Source organism: Halobacillus halophilus, assembly GCF_020171985.1.
Classification (GTDB): domain Bacteria; phylum Bacillota; class Bacilli; order Bacillales; family Halobacillaceae; genus Halobacillus; species Halobacillus halophilus_A.
This window is the reverse complement of sequence record NZ_JAIVAL010000009.1, coordinates 140630-160831: the sequence shown is the minus strand read 5'-3', so window position 1 is coordinate 160831 and position 20202 is coordinate 140630. Positions and strand designations below refer to the sequence as shown.

At 38.8% G+C, this 20202-nt stretch carries 14 protein-coding genes; 10 read left to right on the top strand and 4 right to left on the bottom strand.

What is annotated here, in order from left to right; all coding sequences use genetic code 11:
• The first annotated feature begins 133 nt into the window (after positions 1 to 133).
• The 10 genes from LCM11_RS14995 (at position 134) to LCM11_RS14950 (ending at position 15731) form a co-directional block, all read left to right on the top strand.
• Positions 134 to 1786 carry an extracellular solute-binding protein gene (locus LCM11_RS14995; RefSeq protein ID WP_224895083.1) on the top strand — a complete coding sequence of 551 codons (1653 nt, stop codon included), beginning with the start codon at positions 134 to 136 and terminating at the stop codon, positions 1784 to 1786.
• A 56-nt stretch (positions 1787 to 1842) separates the two neighbouring features.
• Complete coding sequence (locus LCM11_RS14990) at positions 1843 to 3723, top strand: sensor histidine kinase (protein WP_224895082.1); 1881 nt, start codon at positions 1843 to 1845, stop codon at positions 3721 to 3723.
• On the top strand, positions 3720 to 5243 hold the full coding sequence (locus LCM11_RS14985; RefSeq protein WP_224895081.1) for a response regulator transcription factor: 1524 nt from the start codon (positions 3720 to 3722) through the stop codon (positions 5241 to 5243). The genes LCM11_RS14990 and LCM11_RS14985 overlap by 4 nt, the downstream gene beginning before the upstream one ends.
• 364 nt (positions 5244 to 5607) lie before the next feature.
• Entirely contained in the window at positions 5608 to 6615 is a 1008-nt protein-coding gene (locus LCM11_RS14980; protein WP_224895080.1) for a LacI family DNA-binding transcriptional regulator, read from the top strand.
• 135 nt (positions 6616 to 6750) lie between these two features.
• Positions 6751 to 8091 carry an ABC transporter substrate-binding protein gene (locus tag LCM11_RS14975; RefSeq protein WP_224895079.1) on the top strand — a complete coding sequence of 447 codons (1341 nt, stop codon included), beginning with the start codon at positions 6751 to 6753 and terminating at the stop codon, positions 8089 to 8091.
• Positions 8092 to 8235: 144 nt separating this feature from the next.
• Positions 8236 to 9222: a carbohydrate ABC transporter permease gene (locus LCM11_RS14970; protein WP_224895078.1), complete on the top strand. Its 987-nt coding sequence runs from the start codon at positions 8236 to 8238 to the stop codon at positions 9220 to 9222.
• Positions 9182 to 10012 (top strand): carbohydrate ABC transporter permease, encoded by an 831-nt coding sequence (locus LCM11_RS14965; protein WP_412098153.1) that lies wholly within the window; start codon positions 9182 to 9184, stop codon positions 10010 to 10012. Before LCM11_RS14970 ends, LCM11_RS14965 begins: the two co-directional genes overlap by 41 nt.
• 270 nt (positions 10013 to 10282) lie before the next feature.
• A complete protein-coding gene (locus LCM11_RS14960) occupies positions 10283 to 13450 on the top strand; it encodes a cellobiose phosphorylase (RefSeq protein WP_224895077.1) in 3168 nt (1055 codons plus the stop codon).
• A gap of 78 nt (positions 13451 to 13528) precedes the next feature.
• Complete coding sequence (locus tag LCM11_RS14955) at positions 13529 to 14860, top strand: glycoside hydrolase family 30 protein (protein WP_224895076.1); 1332 nt, start codon at positions 13529 to 13531, stop codon at positions 14858 to 14860.
• A 355-nt stretch (positions 14861 to 15215) separates the two neighbouring features.
• On the top strand, positions 15216 to 15731 hold the full coding sequence (locus LCM11_RS14950) for a pyridoxamine 5'-phosphate oxidase family protein (RefSeq protein ID WP_224895075.1): 516 nt from the start codon (positions 15216 to 15218) through the stop codon (positions 15729 to 15731).
• Positions 15732 to 15870: 139 nt separating this feature from the next.
• On the opposite strand, the gene LCM11_RS14945 is transcribed toward LCM11_RS14950, so the two are convergent.
• From LCM11_RS14945 to cudC, 4 genes are all read right to left on the bottom strand, one after another.
• Entirely contained in the window at positions 15871 to 16863 is a 993-nt protein-coding gene (locus tag LCM11_RS14945) for a metallophosphoesterase (protein ID WP_224895074.1), read from the bottom strand.
• A 368-nt stretch (positions 16864 to 17231) separates the two neighbouring features.
• Positions 17232 to 18203 (bottom strand): C40 family peptidase, encoded by a 972-nt coding sequence (locus LCM11_RS14940; protein ID WP_224895073.1) that lies wholly within the window; start codon positions 18201 to 18203, stop codon positions 17232 to 17234.
• A 291-nt stretch (positions 18204 to 18494) separates the two neighbouring features.
• Positions 18495 to 19394 (bottom strand): glycine betaine ABC transporter substrate-binding protein, encoded by a 900-nt coding sequence (locus LCM11_RS14935; RefSeq protein WP_224895072.1) that lies wholly within the window; start codon positions 19392 to 19394, stop codon positions 18495 to 18497.
• A gap of 186 nt (positions 19395 to 19580) precedes the next feature.
• A complete protein-coding gene (gene cudC / locus LCM11_RS14930; protein WP_224895071.1) occupies positions 19581 to 20129 on the bottom strand; it encodes a choline uptake/conversion transcriptional regulator CudC in 549 nt (182 codons plus the stop codon).
• Positions 20130 to 20202 lie beyond the last annotated feature (73 nt).

Here is a 20202-nt window from a genome sequence, read left to right as displayed (position 1 = left end):
AAGCGTTATGCAAAGAGGAACAAGAAGCAGTTAAACGACAAATATATGAACTAATATCTTTTTTTTGTGCAAATTTCCCCTTACTATTCTACATAATATTCCAGTATACTTAGTATAGAAGTGAGGGATAAATATGCGGCTAAAGTCAATAATAAAGTGTCTTATATTGCTATTGTTATTTGTTATTTTCCTAGAGGGATGTGACAATAATACCAAAAATGAAACCGCTTCCACTTCAGATGTGAAGGAAGATTCTCACGTCCAAGCGTTACATGAAGACGAACCGGGTTGGAAGTTAGACACATCTCCTGTCACTTTTGATTGGTATGTAAACTTTTCCTGGTTTGAGACAGACTGGGGCAACAATGTGGTTTCGGATTATATCACCGATAAAACAGGTGTGAGGGTTAATTTTATCACTCCCACTGGTAATGAAAATGAAAAAATGAATACGATGATCGCTTCTGGATCTCTCCCTGACTTTATCACAATCGGCTGGTGGGAAGATGGAGCGAAAAAAATGATAGATCAAGAGCTTGTGCTGCCATTAGATGAGCTTGGAAAAGAATACGATCCATACTTTTATAAAGTGACGGATGATTCGAAGCTGGAATGGTATAGACAAGAAGATGGGCATGTGTATGGATACCCGAATGCTTCCTCTTCACCAGAGGACTTTGAAAGATATAAAGATTTAAAGCCTTCTAATCAAACGTTTTTAGTAAGGAAGGATATGTACGAGGCATTAGGTAGACCTGATATGAGAACACCAGAAGGTTTTCTGGATGCATTAAAGAAAGCTAAAGAACAATTTCCAGAAGTAAATGGGAAGCCGCTTATCCCACTTGGGCTCCATGAGTTTACTCCTGTTGGTAATGATTCATTGGAAGATTACCTTCAAAATTTCTTAGCTATTCCTATGAAAGAAGATGGGAAAGTGTATGACCGGATAACCGATCCGGAATATATCAGATGGCTAAAGACATTTCGAGAGGTAAATGAGATGGGGCTGCTTGCGAAAGATATATTTATAGATAAACGGGCTCAAATGGAAGAAAAGATTGCCGAGGGTAGATATTTTGCTATGCTTTATCAACGTAGTGATATGGCAGCGCAGCAACAGGCTCTTTATGCAAAGGATCCAGACTCTGTTTATATCGCAGTAGATGGACCCGCTAATTCGAATCTGGAAGCTCCTACATTACCTGCGGACGGAATATCTGGCTGGACAATTACTCTCATTTCAAAGGATGTAAAGGACCCGGAGAGAGCCATTCGTTTCTTAAGCTATCTCATAAGTGAGGAAGGTCAGAAGGATACATTCTTAGGGAAGCGAGGGGTAACCTGGGAAACGAGAAATGGAAAAGAACAGTTTCTACCAGAAGTGCTTAGTCTACTAAAATCGGACAGGATGACGTTTGACCAAAAATACGGAGCGGCTAGTACGTATTGGATGTTAGTGGATACAAACAAAACACTGGAATGGGCACCATTACCTGCTCCTCCATTAAAACAGTTAGCGGATTGGACGAAAGGGAAGACGGTTAATCTCAGTGAATTTGAGGGGATCGATCCAACCGGTACCACTAAAGAAGGAATTGCTGCCAACAAGATTGCTGAGGAGTGGGGAAGAACGCTGCCGATGTTATTGTTAGCTGAATCAGAAGAAGTGTTTGATCGTTTGTTCCAATCTTTTTTACAAAAGCGGGAAAGCTATGATTTTACTATAGTTAGAGAATACAGACAAAACAGTTATGAAGAGAATAACAGGAAGCTTAACGATTAGATATAAAGTACAAAGGAAGTATCCATGTATGGAAAACAACGAGGAGGTGGGATGCCATGTCGCCAAGATGGACAAGATACTTCAACAAAACAAAGTTATATATTAGTGGAATGTCCCTCCAAAAAAAGTTGGTTTTTCTATATGTGGTCATTATATTAGTTCCAGTCCTTATATTTACATGGAATATATCAAAAAACCGATTCGAAACAGCTATTAACGATGCTGTTAGAGACAGTGAATATGCGTTGGAATTAGAGAAAGCAAATATTGAAAAAAATATGGAAAGCATTCGCCGCACAGCGCAAATTGTTATCGCAAATCAGGAATTCACTGAATTTATTAGTCAAGAAGACTATGAAGTAAAAGAATTGATCGATTTTAAAATGAATACGTTATCGGATATTTTACAGTTGAAGTATAATAATCCAACGATCGAGGATATACATTTTTTCTCTGCTAACAACAATACAAACGAAATGTGGCCTTTAGTATATGATGAGCGGCGGATTAAGAATGCCAGCTGGTTTCAAGACATCCTAGCCTTAAACGGTACAGAGATGTGGAGGTTCCATCAACAAGGGCCATTTAGAGAGAACTTATATGCAAGTAATGTGGGAGCTAAGAAGATTTCCTTATACCGGGAGATCGAGTATCCCAAGGAGGAGCACTTAGGTATTATTGAGATCAATATGCTGCTTGAGAACTTCTTTCCTAAAATGTTTGGGGATGTGGAAGAGAGTGAATCTCAAATGTTAGTTATTGATGAGACGAATACCATTCATTTCGATCATAGCAACCCGTTGTTAAGAGAACTGGAAATGACTCCAGAAAAGATGAAAAATCACTATCTTCAAAAAGATTCAGGTCAGCCTAATCAAACGATGCTGTTCTTAGACAGGGAGGAACCGTTCCTGATCGTATCCACTTCGGTAGAGGATATAGGGGTTGACTTGGTAAATTTAGTACCTTTGGAATCCATATTTATGGAGAAAAATAGACTCAGAATGTTTATTTTTCTTGGAGCATTCTCGTTAATTGTTCTTCTTTCCTTTATTACCTACGGAATCATCTCTCTAATACTTAGAAAGCTGCACCTCCTGATTGAATCGATGAAGCGGGTGGAACATGGGGATTTTACCGTTGATGTAGATCTCCAGGGAAACGATGAAATTGGTAGACTATCCAGTCATTATCGGAATATGTTGAGTAAAATTAATACATTGATCGCGGAGTCTGTTAATAAAGAAGCAGCCACTAAGGAAGCAGAGCTCAATGCACTGAAAACACAAATTGACGCCCATTTTCTATACAACACCTTAGAGAATATCAAAATGATGGCTGAGATTGATGGGAAATATGATATATCTGACGCGTTAACCTCTTTAGGAGAAATGATGCGCTACAATCTCCGGTGGAAAAAAGACTTTGTCTCTCTGCAAGAAGAGGTAAGTCATATAAGGAATTACATTGAGATTATGAACATTCGGTTAGATCAGCGTCTAGAATTACATGTAGATATTCCTTCTCATTTGAAAAATCAAAAAACTCTCAAGATGTCGTTTCAGCCTATCGTAGAGAATGCTGTGAAACATGGATTGCAACATGTCTTACACGAGAAAAAAGGAATCATATCAATAAAAGTATTCTCTAATGACAATGATGTAACGGTAGTAATCGAGGACAATGGGGTAGGCATGGATACTTTCATGCTCCAGAAGCTGAAAAATTCATTGCAAGAAGGAACAGACCTGGCTGAGACATCCAGTCGAATGAAGAATGGCAGCGGGATTGGTCTATACAATGTACATGAACGAATTCAATTGTACTATGGACATGATTATGGATTAACAATAGAAAGTAAAAAAGGTCATTACACCAAGGTGATGGTTACCATACCTTGTCTACTTCTTGAAGGAGGTGGGGATTTATCAGCATGATGAAGATATTAGTAGTAGACGATGAACGTATGATTCGTTTAGGAATTAAAGCGATGCTGGAAAGAAAGTTTGCAGAATGTGACATACAGGTAGCATCGGACGGTATAGAAGCACTTGATGTATGTAAAGAAAATCAAATGGATATCGTCATAACGGATATAAAAATGCCGCGTATGGATGGCATTCAACTCATTGAACATTTGCAGGACATGGAATCAAAACCTCTTATTATTATATTAAGTGGATACGATGATTTTACTTATACAAAGCAAGCAATTAAATTTCAAGTAATGGATTACTTGCTTAAGCCAGTTGTTCGTAATGAACTGTTTAACGTCATAACTAGTGCAAAAGATAAGCTGGACGAAAAAAACGCCTTACAGAATGAAAAGGATGAGTATGTAACCAATCAATTGAATTATATGTTACTCAATCCAACAATAAATGAAGAAAGGGTAGAAGAAATCGCTCAGAAGCTTCAACTGTATCCGTATTCAGACGGTTTTTATGCGGGAGTTTTCCACTTCAAAGGTAAAAAAGGAACACTTGTCAAAAATGAGTTTTTTCATCTTATCAGGAAGCAGATCCGCCATGTTGACAATCATTCCTTATGCTTCATTGACATGAACGGAAATCTTGTAGTGTTTACGGAAAATATAGAAGGATTATATCTGGCTGCAGAGAATAACGATTCGGAGACAGCAAGTCATTTATGTATGGCTATTAGTCAGAAGGAAAGCCGCATGGGGAAAATGAAAGAAGCATATAAACAAGCAAATGAAGCCTTAACTTATGCATTTTTATTCCCTAATCAACGAATCTTTACTTATGAACAAGTGAAGGCCAAAAAAGAGAGTACTATTCGGAAGGAAGAGCAAGTTCTCCAAAAAATTTTCAATATGTTGGGGACAGATCGGCAAAATGAAATTCGATCTTCTATGCTGGAGTTATTCAATATTGAAGCCTTACAGGATTACAAAATAACTTACATGGAATCTCTAAGTAAAGCTATTAATAGAATTATTTTTGATCAAGTCTTTAACCAGATTGGAACAGAATCCATCGAGATATTTAAGCTCTATGACAAGGTTGGAGATATGTTCAATTATGACAATATCTATGACTATTTTCATGCGGTTGAAGAATTAACCATGTACCTCCATGAATATATGAAGGAAATGAAATCTGTTTACACAGGTGATAATGTTATGGAAAAGGCAATTGACTTTATTCACCAGAATGCGCATAAAGATTTAAATATGGCCGTTGTCTCCAACTATATTTCCTTGAACTACTCGTATTTTAGTCACTTATTTAAAGAATATACAGGGGAGAACTTTGTTGATTATATAAAAAAGGTTCGTATCCAGAAAGCTAAAGATTTATTGACTAATAGGGATAATAAAATTTTTGAGGTCAGTGAAGCAGTAGGTTTTAGTAATTCGAAACAATTCTCCAGAGTGTTTCGAGATATTGAGGGAATTTCTCCGAAGGAATACCGCGAAAAATTATATATGTAAAAACGCTTGTGTAATATGCACAAGCGTTTTTTTTGAGAGGATCCAATATTTTGAGTGGTACTGTTGTAAATACAAGGTATATAGAATTCCCTATTAAAAACCAATATAAGACTAAAAAAAGTAAAACCTGAAAATCTGTCACCATATATGAAATTTGGTGCATTATGTAAATGAGAATACTGCATTACAATAAGGATGTAAACGCTTTACCATTAAAAAGAGGAGGTTGAGACATTAGAGAAAATTGCTTTTCATTTGGAGTGAAGGCAATTGAAGTTGTGTTTTTAGCAATTAAATGTAAGGGTTTTCATGTGTTTGTTTATCGATTTAGATCGTGTGTTTAATATGCAAGAGGTGTTCAAATATGGTAACCATTTACCAGATTGCAAAGCAGACAGGATATTCGGCAGCTACAGTATCAAAGGTACTTAACAATTATCAGAATGTAAGTTTGAAAACGAAGAAAGCCATATTAGAGGCTGTAGAGGAATTAGGATATTTACCAAACTCACATGCCCGATCCTTAACAACGAAGAAGTCTTGGATTATTGGGGTAGTCTTCGATGAATCACAAGGGGCAGGAATGAATCACCCATTCTTTAACGCCGTCATTGAAAGCTTTAGGCAGTATGTAGATGCCGAAGGGTACGATCTGCTTTTTGCTTCAAGAAGTATAAGAAATAAGCAAACAACTTATCTCGATTACTTCAAGTACCGCGGTGTTGATGGCGTGATTATTGTGTGCTCGGCCTCCGAAGACGAGCAGGTACGGGAGTTAATGAATAGTTCACTGCCGTCCGTGGTCATTGATCTGCCCAGCACGAATTCCAGTGTCGTCTATTCAGATAATATTCGAGGAAGTATAGAAGCTGTACAGTACCTGCACTCATTAGGTCATCGTAAAATTGCCCACATTTCAGGTCAGCTATCCACTTTCGCTGGGAAACAAAGGCTTCAAGGATATATGGAAGCTATGAAATCTTTCCAACTATCGGTTCCAGAAGAGTACATTATGGTTGGAAGTTTCCTATCAAGAGAAAGTGGCCATATAGCTATGGCGAACCTATTAAACGTAACAGACCCACCCACAGCTGTTTATGCAGCAGGAGATAATTTGGCAATTGGGGCTATTCATGCGATTCGTGAAGCAGGGTTTGAGGTTCCAGGGGACTATTCAGTGATTGGTTTTGACGATATCGAAGTCTCTCAAATACTTCACCCATCCTTAACAACCCTTAGACAGCAAACCGAATTAATCGGCGTGAAGTCTGGAGAACTCTTACTCCATCAAATCCATGCAAAGCAAAAAGATGTGAAGAGTATTGTTGTCCCAGTTGAACTTATGATTAGAGGTTCATGCAGGAGTATTTAATCAAGCAAATTAACGTAATTTAATCGAACTTATATTTTTTTATTCAAAATCGAAACCGGTTTAGCAAACTTGATAGAAAAAGACTTAAGCGTCTTTCTAACTATAATATCGTCAAACTAATAGGAGGTAGGGAAAATGAAAAAGTTCTTAAGTATGATGCTTACCCTTGTTGTACTAGTAGGATTTGTTGCTGGATGTTCTTCCAATACGGCATCCTCAAACGAAGGTAAAGATTCAGGTAAAAAAGGTGATGACGTGCTGAAGGTCTGGTCCTTTACAGATGAACTGAAGGAGCCAATTAAAACCTTTGAAGAAAGACATGGGATGAAGGTAGAGTTAACCATTATTCCAATCGCCGATTATCCAACAAAGTTGAAGCCAGTTTTGGAAAGCGGTGTTGGAGCACCTGACGTATTTACGGGTGAAATTGCTTTCTTAAAAGAGTGGACCGATCGGAATTATTGGGAGAATTTATCTGCTGAACCCTATAGCGTAGATAAGTGGAGCGAAGACTACGTACCGTACGTTTTTGATTTAGGCAAAGACTCAGAAGGAAATGTTAAAGCCCTATCATGGCAAACAACGCCTGGCGGTATTTTCTATCGTCGTAGTATTGCGAACGAAGTATTAGGTACAGATGATCCGAAAGAAATCGGAGAGATGATGTCTTCGTGGGACGGTATGTTTGAAGTAGGGGACAAGTTAAAAGAAGAAGGCTATCGCCTGTTCCCGGATGAAGGCGCTATTCGCTGGTTCTCTAAGAGTGAAGACCCACAGCCATGGGTTAATGAAAATAATGAGTTAATTATGACGGAAGCAAAGCTGAACTATTTTGATCATGCGAAGAAACTTCGTGAAAAAGATTACACAGCGTTTGCTCCAGAATGGTCTCCATCCTGGGTTGCTTCTATGAATGGTCCCATTGCCTACAACGGTGGCTGGGATGAGGTGAAAGAAGATTCAAAGGATAAGACGGAAGTATTCTCATATGCCCTGCCAACGTGGGGATTGCACAGTGTACTTAAATTGAATGCGGAAGATACAGCCGGGGATTGGGCTGTTACATCAGGGCCATCACCATATTTCTGGGGTGGAACTTGGTTAGGAATTTATAGTGGTTCTAAAAACAAGGAAATGGCCTGGGAATTTGTGAAAATGATGACGCATGACGAAGAGTTTTTAACAGATTGGGCGAAAGATACTGGCGATGTACTATCTTATCTTCCAGTTACCAACAAAATTAAAGATGATTTCAGTGAGCCATTCTTAGATGGACAAAACAATTACGAATTCTTCCTGGAGGAAGCTAATAAAATTGAATCTGGCATCGTAACCGAATACGACCAGCAAATCGATACATTACTAGGTTCAAAGGTTCTTGAATATGTAGAGGGCAAACTCACAAAAGAAGAAGCGATTGAAGAGTTTTACAAAGCAGTTGAAAATGCTTATCCAGAGATCAAAACACCAAAATAAACACAAAAGGAGGAGAGGATAGAAATATTCTACCCTCTCCCTTTTATCGATTACGTGAGTGTTTCGTGGATGACATGAAAGAACATCGGTATCCCCAATTGTATGGAGACACCCTTGTAAGTATAAAGGAAGAAGGTGTACACGATGAAGAAGTTAGATCATAAAGGATACTATTTTATCGCTCCATTCTTTATCATTTTCCTCATATTTAATATATACCCTGTTTTATTAACTTTTTACTATACGTTTACCCATTATGAAGGCTATGGTTCCCCGGAATTTATCGGTTTAGCGAATTACGCTCGTATCTTTACGGACACACAATTTTTAGAAGCTTTTGTGAACACATGGAAGATCTGGGGGTTCAACTTTGCTCTACAATTAGGGATTGCCTTATTTTTGGCAGCTTTATTCTCTGATCTTCGCTTTCGTATTAAAGGTCTTGGTTTTTTCCGGGCCATCTTCTATTTACCGAACTTAATTACCATAAGTTCCGTTGCCATTCTATTTAATATTATGCTTGATTGGCATTATGGATCGGTTAACCAATTTCTCATGAATATTGGTTTGATTTCAGAACCAATTAACTGGCTAAATCAACCATTTACAGCACAAGTATCTGTTTCCCTTATCTTAACGTGGATGTGGTTTGGTTACACCTTTATCGTATTAATGGCAGGGGTTTCAGGGATTTCAAAAGAGTATTACGAGGCTGCTTTAATCGATGGTGCTAACAGAATTCAAACTTTCCTTTATATCACGTTACCATTATTAAAACCTATTATGTTGTATGTCATGATCACTTCCCTCATCGGGGGATTGCAATTGTTTGATTTACCGATGCTGTTAACGGATGGACTCGGTAACCCTGAAGGGGCCTTGAATACGATGGTTCTTTATCTATACAATCAAGCGTTCCGGTATAACAACTATGGATATGCAGCAACCATTGCGTATATGTTGTTCTTGATTACAGTGGTCTTCTCAGCGATAACCTTTAAATCGATGTACCGTGAAGTAAATGGTTCTAAGGCTACCAGTAAATCTAAAAAACGCAAAGCAAAAAATGCGAAGAAGAGAGGGAATGTACATGTATATGAGAAGGTATCTAAACAAAACACTTATATATAGTCTCTTGATTCTATTAGCGGTTATTAGCTTTATTCCATTTTACATGATGATCGTTAATGCTACCCGAGAAACTAAAGATATCATTATGGGATTTTCTTTCCTTCCTGGAAATGCATTAATCGAAAACTACAAAACTATGATGGATTACGTCAACATTTGGGCTGGTTTTAAAAATAGTTTAATCGTTTCTGTGACCGTAACGGTATTAAGTGGCTACTTCTCTGCATTAACGGCATTTGGGTTTGCAGTTTATAATTTTAAAGGAAAAAATAAATTGTTTATCTTCATGCTGCTTATGATGATGGTCCCAGGACAACTAGGGCTAATTGGATTTTACGAGTTGAATAAGGCACTGGGATTCCTGGACACCTTCATTCCACTTATTGTCCCGGCTATTGCTAGTCCGTTTGTGGTGTTTTTCTTGAGACAATATCTTGCATCTACCTTGCACCCTTCCCTATTGGAGGCAGCTCGTATGGATGGAGCAAGTGAACTTAAAATTTTCCATACGATTGCCCTGCCGATTATGATGCCAGCGGTAGCTACGATGTCCATCTTTACTTTTATCGGCTCATGGAACAACTATATCTTGCCTTTGGTTGTCATTTTCTCACCAGAAAAATATACCCTGCCCGTATTAATGGGATTCTTGAAGGGTTCTCAAGTAGCCCAGAATCTAGGCTCTATGTATCTAGGAATCGCTATCTCTGTTGTCCCAATCATGATTGCATTTCTATTCTTCTCTAAATATATCATTAGTAGTATATCCGCAGGGTCAGTTAAAGGATAAGATATGTTACAATGTTATCGAAACCGCTTTCGTATACATTTTGATAAGAAGAAAGAGGGGTGAAGGATGCTTACCTTCACCTTATTCCTACATAATAAAAAGATTTTTATCTTTATTTACAAAGGGGAGTTATTCGGAATACTTTAAATCAACTACTTTTTGAAGGCGGATTCATGGTGTTGGACAAGTGTCAGGGTGCTTAAAACTCCCTGGTTTTAAATATCCACCTGATTATTATATAGCCAATAAAGATAAGAGAGGGGTTCATTTATGGTAAATTATGCGTTTAATGAGGAAAAGTATTTTGTTATAGAAGAGTTTGATCGGGCTAAGACGTTTTCGAGTTTTTTGCCGGGGATAGCTGGATTGTACGGGGTTCCGATGTGGGCATTTTATGTGAACAGAGGGCAAGGTATGGTGAGCTTCGGAATACAAGATAAAGATAATGCGATCACTGAGTTTTTTCCTGCCAACCAGGCTTATGAGCGCGTTTCAACCAATGGCTTCCGCACGTTCATTAAGGTTCAGCGTAACCAGGAAAGCTTCCTATTTGAACCATTTAATACGGAATCGAAACAAACTGTAACTAGGAACATGTATATAAAAGAAAACGAACTCATCATAACAGAACGAAATGAAGACTATGGAATTCAAACAAACGTGACTTATTTTACGTTACCACAGGAAAACTTCTCGGCTTTAATGCGTAAAGTGGAGGTAGAAAATATCTCGGATGAGGAGATAAGTCTTGAGATCGTAGATGGTTTACCTGCCATCATTCCTTTTGGAATAGAGGATGCAGCTTATAAAGCTGTAGGGAATACACTGAAAAGCTGGATGGATGTGTTTAATGTAGAGAATTACATTCCCTATTATCGTGTCCGCTCCTCCACACAGGACACAGCGGAAGTGGAGGAAGTTACAAAGGGGCATTTTTATGCAAGCTTTGTAGAAGATGGCTCGCTGTTAAAGCCTATTGTAGATGCATCCATTCTTTTTGGTGAAAATACATCGTTACGCTTTCCAGAAAGGTTTGAAAGTAATTCGGTACAGGATCTTCTACAAACGAAGCAAATTACGGCAAACAAAGTGCCATGTGGTTTTTCAGCTTTTTCAAGTGTTCTATCCCCGAATGAATCTACGAATTTACGTACGATGATTGGTCACGTGAATGACCTTACTATTTTGGAAGAGAAACAATCTGAAATTAGCTCAGCCGCTTATTTTGATAGGAAGTATAAGGAAGCACAACGACTGGTAAATGATCTAACAAGCGATGTTCATTCTAATACTGGAAGTGACATGTTTGATGCCTACACGAAGCAAAGCTATTTAGATAACGTACTTCGTGGCGGGTATCCGGTTTTACTGGAGAATAATAAAGAGCCGTTTCTCTATTATGTCTATTCTCGTAAACATGGGGACCTGGAACGCGATTACAATTTCTTTTCTGTAGCTCCGGAGTTTTTCTCGCAGGGGAATGGAAACTTTCGGGATGTGAATCAAAATCGTCGAAATGACGTCTTCTTTAAGCCTGAAGTGGGAGATTACAATATAAAATTATTTATGAGTTTGATCCAGGCAGATGGTTATAATCCACTAGTTGTAAAAGGAGCACGCTTTGAGGTGAACGAACTAGGGGACTGGTCATGGTTACAAAGCCTGTTCACCCGTCAGGACGATTTCGAATATATGAGGAACCTGTTGGAGAGTTCGTTTACCCCAGGTGCTATTATGCAATCGGTAGTGGACCGGACTATAAGTTTGGAAGTCTCACCGGAAGCGTTTTTAAGAACAGTACTTTCTCACAGTACACAGGAAATCGACGCAGAGTACGGGGAAGGGTACTGGGTAGATCATTGGACGTATAACTTAGATTTGATCATTAATTATTTAAAGGTATATCCAGATCAAAAACAAAATGTATTGTTCCATGATCGTTCCTATCGTTATTTTCAAAGTCCAGCTTTCATCAATCCGCGTTCAGAAAAATATGTGTTAGCAGGAGATAAGGTTCGTCAGTATGGGGCACTCACTGAAAGCCATGAAATTACAGATGGAAATTGGTTGAAGACAAAAGACGGACAAGTATATAAAAGTACACTGTTTTCAAAACTGTTTTCGCTGGCCCTAATGAAATTCGCGACACTGGACCCTTATGGTATGGGAGTTGAAATGGAGGCGAATAAACCTGGGTGGAATGATTCCATGAATGGACTTCCAGGCATTTTTGGTTCAGGGATGAGTGAAACAGTAGAGTTGAAGCGGTTACTTCAATTTATGGTGGATTGTGAGTATAAAGAGGATACGGTTTTGCCAGTTGAAGTCTTTACTATGGTACAAGAGATTAAAGAAGCGTTACAGCAAAATCTTTCCTCCTTTGAATACTGGGATACGGTATCATCAGCTAGAGAATCTTATCGGGAAGCAATTAAGTATAATCTGGATGGAAAAGAAAAATCAATATCAGCTTCTGAGGTTCAGGAACTGCTTCAGTTATTTATGGAGAAAGTAGATACTGGAATAGAAAAGGCGAAAGAGCTGGGCAACGGTCTGGTTCCTACTTACTTTTATTATGAAGCGGATCAATTTGAGGTTCAAAGGGACGCAGAAGGTCAAGTTAAGAGGAATCAAAAAGGCTATTCGCTTGTAAATGTGCAACGTTTCCAGGTTCATGTACTTCCGCACTTTTTGGAAGGACCAGCACGAGCATTAAAAGGAATGACTGCTCAAGAAGCAAAGGAACTGCACCAGCAAGTACGTCAATCTGATATATATGATAAACAGCTCGGCATGTATAAGACATCTACGTCATTAGAGGACATGAGCTATGAACTTGGCCGTGCACGAGCCTTTACCCCGGGATGGTTAGAGCGGGAATCAGTATTCATGCACATGGAATTTAAATATTTATTAAGTCTATTAAGTGCTGGTATATATGAAGACTTCTTTGAGGATCTGAAGAATGCATTACCACCATTTATGGATCCATCCGTATATGGAAGAAGTACTTTAGAGAACTCTTCCTTTATCGCAAGCAGCGTAAATCCTGATGAAAGTATGCACGGCAGAGGGTTTGTAGCACGGTTAAGTGGCACAACGGCTGAGTTTTTGTCCATGTGGCAAACCATGATGGCCGGTAAAAGTATGTTCTCTGTTGAAGATGGCGAATTATCCCTAAAGCTTCAACCACTTCTTCCAGATTGGCTGTTTAATGAACGTAACCAGGTAACTTTTACATTCCTGGGTGAGATTGAGGTTACTTATCATAATGAAAATCGAAAAGATACGTTCGGTGATAAAGGAGCCAAAGTCACACGTTATCTTCTTCATAATGAAGAAGGAACCACCACAGTGGAAGGGGAGAAGATTCAAGGGTTGCTTGCTGAGAAGGTTCGAAATAGAGACTATGGGAAAATAGAAGCAATATTAACATAAGCGGAAATGGCGTAAGATTGCATTTTACTTCTTGCGTAAACAGATAAGCTCAATTATTTGAAATACAGGGGGCCCAACATGGAAGCAAAATTGATCCAAACGATAAAAGGTACAAATGACCGTTTAGCTGAAAAAGGAATGCTTCCATTTGAAGAAAAAAGTACAAAGGAAGCACCAGCTTTAAAGATCACACCGGAGGAACGCTACCAGAGAATGATGGGGTTTGGGGGCGCTTTTACCGAAGCAGCAGCTTATACGTTGTCCCAAATCTCCAAAGAGAAACGCATGGAAATCATCGAGAGTTACTTTCATCCGGTGGAAGGGTTAGCTTATTCCCTTGGAAGAACACACATTCATAGCTGCGACTTTTCCCTGGAAAACTACACGTATGTAGAAGATGATGACGAGGAATTACGCACTTTTTCCATTGAAAGAGACCACCAATATGTTATTCCTTTTATTAAGGATGCCGTAAAAACTAGGAAAGAGGAGCTTACCATTCTTTCCTCTCCTTGGAGTCCTCCGGCGTGGATGAAGACAAATAATGAGATGAATAATGGTGGGAAGCTTTTACCAGAGTATCAGAACGCTTGGGCCCTATATTATAGTAAGTATATAAAGGCCATGGAGGAAGCGGGGATTCCCATTTGGGGAGTTACGGTTCAAAATGAACCAGATGCCACTCAAATATGGGATTCGTGTCGTTACACAGCAGAGGAAGAGCGTGATTTTGTACGGGATTACTTAGGGCCAACTCTAGAAAAAGAAGGGTTGGGAGATAAAAAAATCGTAATTTGGGACCACAATCGCGATATTGCCTATGAGCGAGCGAGGACGGTTTTGTCTGACCCTGAAGCGGCTAAATATATCTGGGGTACAGGGATCCATTGGTATGTTAGTGAGGAATTTGAAAACCTAACTAAAATTCATAATGATTTTCCAGATAAGCACATTATGTTTACAGAAGGATGTATAGAAGGTGGCGTTCAGTTAGGAGCTTGGCACACAGGCGAGCGATACGGACGTAACATTATAGGGGATTTAAATAACTGGCTGGAAGGGTGGATCGACTGGAATCTGGTTCTGGATGAGCAGGGCGGCCCGAACCATGTTGGGAATTATTGTGACGCTCCCATTATTGTAGATACAAAGAATGGGCAAGTTCATTACAATAGCTCGTATTATTATATTGGCCACTTTAGTAAGTATATTAAGCCAAATGCCGTAAGAATTAAGCATGAAATCGAGCATCCTGCGTTACAAGTGGTTGCTTTTCAAAATGAAGATAATTCGGTAGTTGTGGTGGTCATGAACGAAACGGATGAAGCGGCCCAAACGAATCTGGTGTTAGACGATAAAGTCTGTCATGTAGAGTTTCCGTCCCATTCCATTTCAACGTTAGTGATATAAAGCAAAATAAGGGTGCAGTATATTTGATGGACTCTTACGGAATAGAGATTATGAGGAAATCTATATACCGCAATTTGAAATATGGCGAGCATACTGCTCGTCATATTTTTTGCATGTAACGTTCCAAACCATAGCTTACTCTTCAGCTTATAGAGAAAGGAAACACCCGAGAGAATAGGCTGCTTCCATCTCGTTGACGGGTACGAAATTCTATACAAGCCCGAGCCCAAAAGTGATAAACGTTAAAAAGTGTAATTTTGTGTCGCTCCGGGAAAAGAGAAGAAAACGTGTTAAATGTTAGAAGTTTAGGGATAGAAAGAAGCAACGGTTAATTATCACAAGGAGGGAAGCGTAAATGGCTGACCAACACTCAGAAAACCAGAAAGCTCTTAAGAAAATTAAAGACTTGATTAAAGATGAAAAAGTAGCAATGCTGACGACACTATCTCCTGAAGGTAAACTAATGTCCCGCCCTATGCATACACAGGAAGTAGCAATGGACAAGGAAGAGTTCTGGTTCATTACAGAAAAAGATACGGATAAATATAGGGATATTGGCCGCAATCCTGCTGTTAATTTAGCCTATTCGGGAAGTTCCTATGTATCGATCAGCGGCACTGCAGAATTCGTTCAGGATGAAGATAAGAAAAAAGAATACTGGAATAAGATTGTCGAAAAAGTGTTGAACGCTTCAGCTGATGATCCGAACGTGATCCTGGTCAAAGTGACCCCTGAAATAGCTGAATACTGGGAGTCAGGTGTGAACGTCAAAACCGTTAAGGAATTTGTGAAAAAGATGGCGAGCAGTAATACTATAGATGAAGACAATAAGTTAAAAGATACAGTCCACTTTGATGAAAAGTCGAGATAACCGAAGAGAGCGGTCTGCTTTATGAAATCAGATAAAATTATGTAACCCTGCCAGAGTTCCTCAAACTATGGTGGGGTATATTTTTTGCTTTATTAGCTACTGTTTTAAGCTGCGTTCATATATCGATTTATCTTTTCCATCAATCAGGAAGTTCGATGACCATTTCATTTTTTCCATGGCTCGATTGGGGATCATCATGTTTATAGGAGTTAAGGTAGGGTGAGTATGTTTCTACGTAGATTTTATTTTCTTTAGATTTAACCTTTAGTAAGCGCATATAACCTTGGCCACCTTCTGTTTCATGCTGATAATTGGCCATCATCTGATATACTTTCCGGTCAGGTTTGCCATCATTATTGTCATCGATTTCATCAATGCGTGTATTACTGCCATAGTAATGACCGCTCAAGGTGGCCACTACATTTTTATTGGGTTCTACGATTTTCTCAAAGATCTCCTTACCAATTGAACTGTGCTTTCCAGAAGCTAATAAATAATCGTGAAAGCTGAGAAGAGCGGTGTGATGTGGATATTTCGCTAACACACGGTTTACCCAGTTGATTTCGTCCTTTGTAATGCCCCAGCCCATATATATCATAATAAAATCATCGCCGTTCTCGCTGATTAGATCAAAATGACCCTGATTATTTTGATAGGACCCGCCGTAGGAGGTTTGCTTACTAAATCGAGTTTTTCCAAAGTACTTAGAAAACTGTGTGTATTTATTGCTGCTTTTTAAGTCGATGTCATGGTTACCGGCCAGAATTCCATAAGGGATGTTTGCTTTTTCCAAAACGTTCATGTACGTATCTGCATACTGCCACTGTGCTTCATTATTCCATTCGTTTACAACATCGCCGGTATGAAAGACATAAGGAATGTTAAAATCCCGTTTGTTTCCCGCAATCCAATCAACCATACTTTTGTATATGTGGGGGTAGTTTTTTGAATAATACTGGGTGTCTGACATCCAAACAAACGTGTAATCATAGGGTGAGTTCTCATTATTACTGTTAACTGTGGTGGAAGGATGGTGGCTGGCTCCGAAAACATTGGTCCCCTCATAAATGATAACGGTAAGAAAGCTGATACATATGGTGGCAACGAGTATTTTTTTAAGGATGTTATCCATTACGATCCCCCTTTACATATGAATTTTAATAAACCATAAGGATGGCTGATGTATGAATTTAGTTTAGCTTTGGAAGGGGTTTATTATGCGGTGGACACGGCCAGAAAGAGGGAATATAAAAAACAGTAATAATAAAGCTGAACACATTACCCAAGCGGGATAGAGACCTTTTTTGGATTCAAAAATTTGTCCAATCCTAGAATTTGGAAGGAGGAATTTTTTATTTCATTTAATACTTAACAGGTGAAACAAAGAACACTTACCTGTACATAAAGCAGAAATGGTGGGATTCTTTCCATACATGAAAAATAACTCAAAAAAGAGGTTTGATCACCTCTCATTTGAGTTATTATTATGTATGGAATTGTTTAATCTAACGCACGATACAAGAAAGCACTGAATTCAGCTCTTGTCGCTTCTTCGTTAGGCCGGAATGTGTCGTCATGGTAGCCTGAAGTGATACCGTTAGAAGCCAAAGCGTAGACATCCTCATAGGCCCAATGAGAAGAGTTTATATCTTCAAAACTGTAAGAACTGCTCATACTGCTTAATTCGAAAGCTCTATTAATCATAGCTGCTATCTCAGCTCTGGTAATATCTTCGTCCGGTTTGAATGTACCGTTTCCATAACCAGTGATCACACCAGCGTCATTTGCCGCATTTATGTATTCGTAAGCCCAGTGAGAGGAAGACACATCTTCAAAATGGCCGGACGAAGAGGGCTGAAGATTTAATGCTTCGCTCACCATTTTGGCCACTTGCGCTCTGGAGACATTAGCTGTAGGACCAAAACTTCCATTAGATAAACCATTAATGATCCCTTCATCATTTAAATACTTAATTTCGTCATAAGCCCAATAGTCTGGAGATACATCGCTGAAGAAAGTGTTATCTAAGAACCTTTTGGCTCCTGTATATTTATCTCCCCAAAAACCCGAGAAGACCGGATCAATGGCCACTCCACTGCTCTTAGTGGCAGATATCATGTCCCCATTTCCGATATAGAACCCTACATGAGATATACCTGTCTGGTGTGTGCCAGAGAAAAATACCAGATCTCCTTTTTGAAGATTGGATGCTGCTACATATGTACCTTGCTTATATTGATCATAGGAACCTCTTGCAAGATCGATCCCAAATTGCTCCATTATATAGTATGTAAATCCTGAACAATCAAATCCATCTGGCGATTCTCCACTCCACTGGTATGGAGTGCCGAGATGCTTTTTTGCCCGTTCGATCACTTCCTCGCCTGAAGCTGATGATGCGTATGTATGCGGTATAAATAAAAACAGTACCATAAGATTAGCTAATACGACACTGACCAATTTCCTCCCCAAAAAAATACCTCCTGATTATGTATGGCTTGTCAGCTTGCTCTTATATAATATCGTAGCATATTACAATTCGACACGATTTTACAGTTGTATAACAAATGTGCTAAATTTCTGTTTCATTTCCTTGTCAAACTAACAGAATGAAGTTGTAAATTTGGAGGAAATCCTTGTTAGGTGGATTTAACCAATCGTACTCATCAAGTCAATATCCGTTATATATTAAAGCAGTATTATCCATAACCATAAAAGAAGCCGGGCCCTTATCATAAATAAGAGCCCGGCTTTTTCATGCTTTTATTTTACCCATTCATTGACGAGATCTTCATTCTCTTCCACCCATTTTTCAGCCCCATCGATAGGATTTTCTGTACCTTCTACATATTCGATAAGCTTACCAATTTGTTGATCATCCATCTTCCAGTTTTTAAACCATTTGCTTACCTTTGGATAATCATCTTCAAACCCTTGTCTTGTAGCATGGTGAATTTTTTCGACACCACCGTACGTATTTTGCGGATCTTCGAGGAACTTCAAATCATATTTGGAGAACACCCAGTGCGGGCTCCAAAGTGGTGCTACGATAGGTTCTTTATCTTTCACTGCTTCTTTAATCTCAGCAAGCATTGCAGATTCTGAGCTGGATAGAAGTTCGAAGTCGAGATCATAATCCTTAATTAATTGTTCGGTTACTTCCATCGTGCCTGCACCAGGTCCAAAACCAACAATTTCGCTATTGAACATTTCTTTATGTTTATTTAAGTCTTCTACACTATTCACATCCTCTAAGTAAGAGGGAACCACAAGACCTACCTTTGCGTTGTCGTACCAGGTAGCATCTGAGAAATTGACGGTATCTTGATATTTTTCCAAGTAATTAGCATCCTGGACCGGCAGCCAAATTTCTAAGCTGGCATCCAAATCTCCGCTTTCTAACGCCTTCATCGTGCTACCCATGTTTAAGTTGTTTAATTTTACGTTATATCCTTTATCTTCTAAAATGACTTTCCACATATTTGTTACAGCAATGTTTTCAGCCCAGTTAACTTGACCAATCGTTAATTCTTGATCCTTCGCTTCTGATTCTGCACCTGTTTGTTCACCTTCTGCTTCCTCACTATTGTTTCCGCATGCTGCCAGTACAGCAAGCATTAGAATCGCTAAAATAAAACTAAGTTCTTTTTTCCACTTGTGCATGTTGAAAACTCCCCTTTGTTGTTATTTATTTTAATTTTTACAGGTTGTAAAAAATTAAATACGTTAAGAATTTTTTTAACATAAAGGCGTAAAGAATCCATTTCTTTATAGAAAAGAATGGAGGATTCCTATAACCAGACAGTCCGTAGAGTGTTCTATAGCCTGTCTGGGTTTTTAAACTGCTCCTTAATCTTGCGGGTCCTTCGGCAGGAATTCAAATATTTTTCCGCTTCTTATACTTTCAACTAAGTCATTCAACCAGTGATAGTAAGTTTTCGATTCTTCTAATTGATCATAGTATTTCTTTGCATTTGCAACAATATCTGGCGTACTGCTGGAATCTTTTATAACCTCAATAAAATCTTCCTGCGCTTCTTCAATGGCTTCCAAATTCATTTTCGCTTCGCGTTCCCACATCTGACAATAAAACGCCATAAAGGAACGGAAAAAATTTTTCTCAGCTGCATACGTATGTTTTCGTGAGCCGCGTGTAAATGTTTTTTTCACCATTTCTATGTCCTGAAGCCGTCGTACGCTGGTACTCATACTTGGTTTACTCATTCCGAGCTCTGTGCGCATTTCATCAAGTGTCATCTGATCTTTAAAGTACATTGTCGCATATAAATTTGCAGCAGCTGGTGTTACTCCATATAAATCCATGGTCTCTGCAATGGCGCCAATGACTTTATCTTTGGCTTCTTCTATTTTAATGCTGGGTTTTTCGGTATCACTCATAAGGTCGCTCCTTCAATATAAAATAAACCTTGTTAAATATTTATCAAATATTCTTTATGAACTACATGTTAAC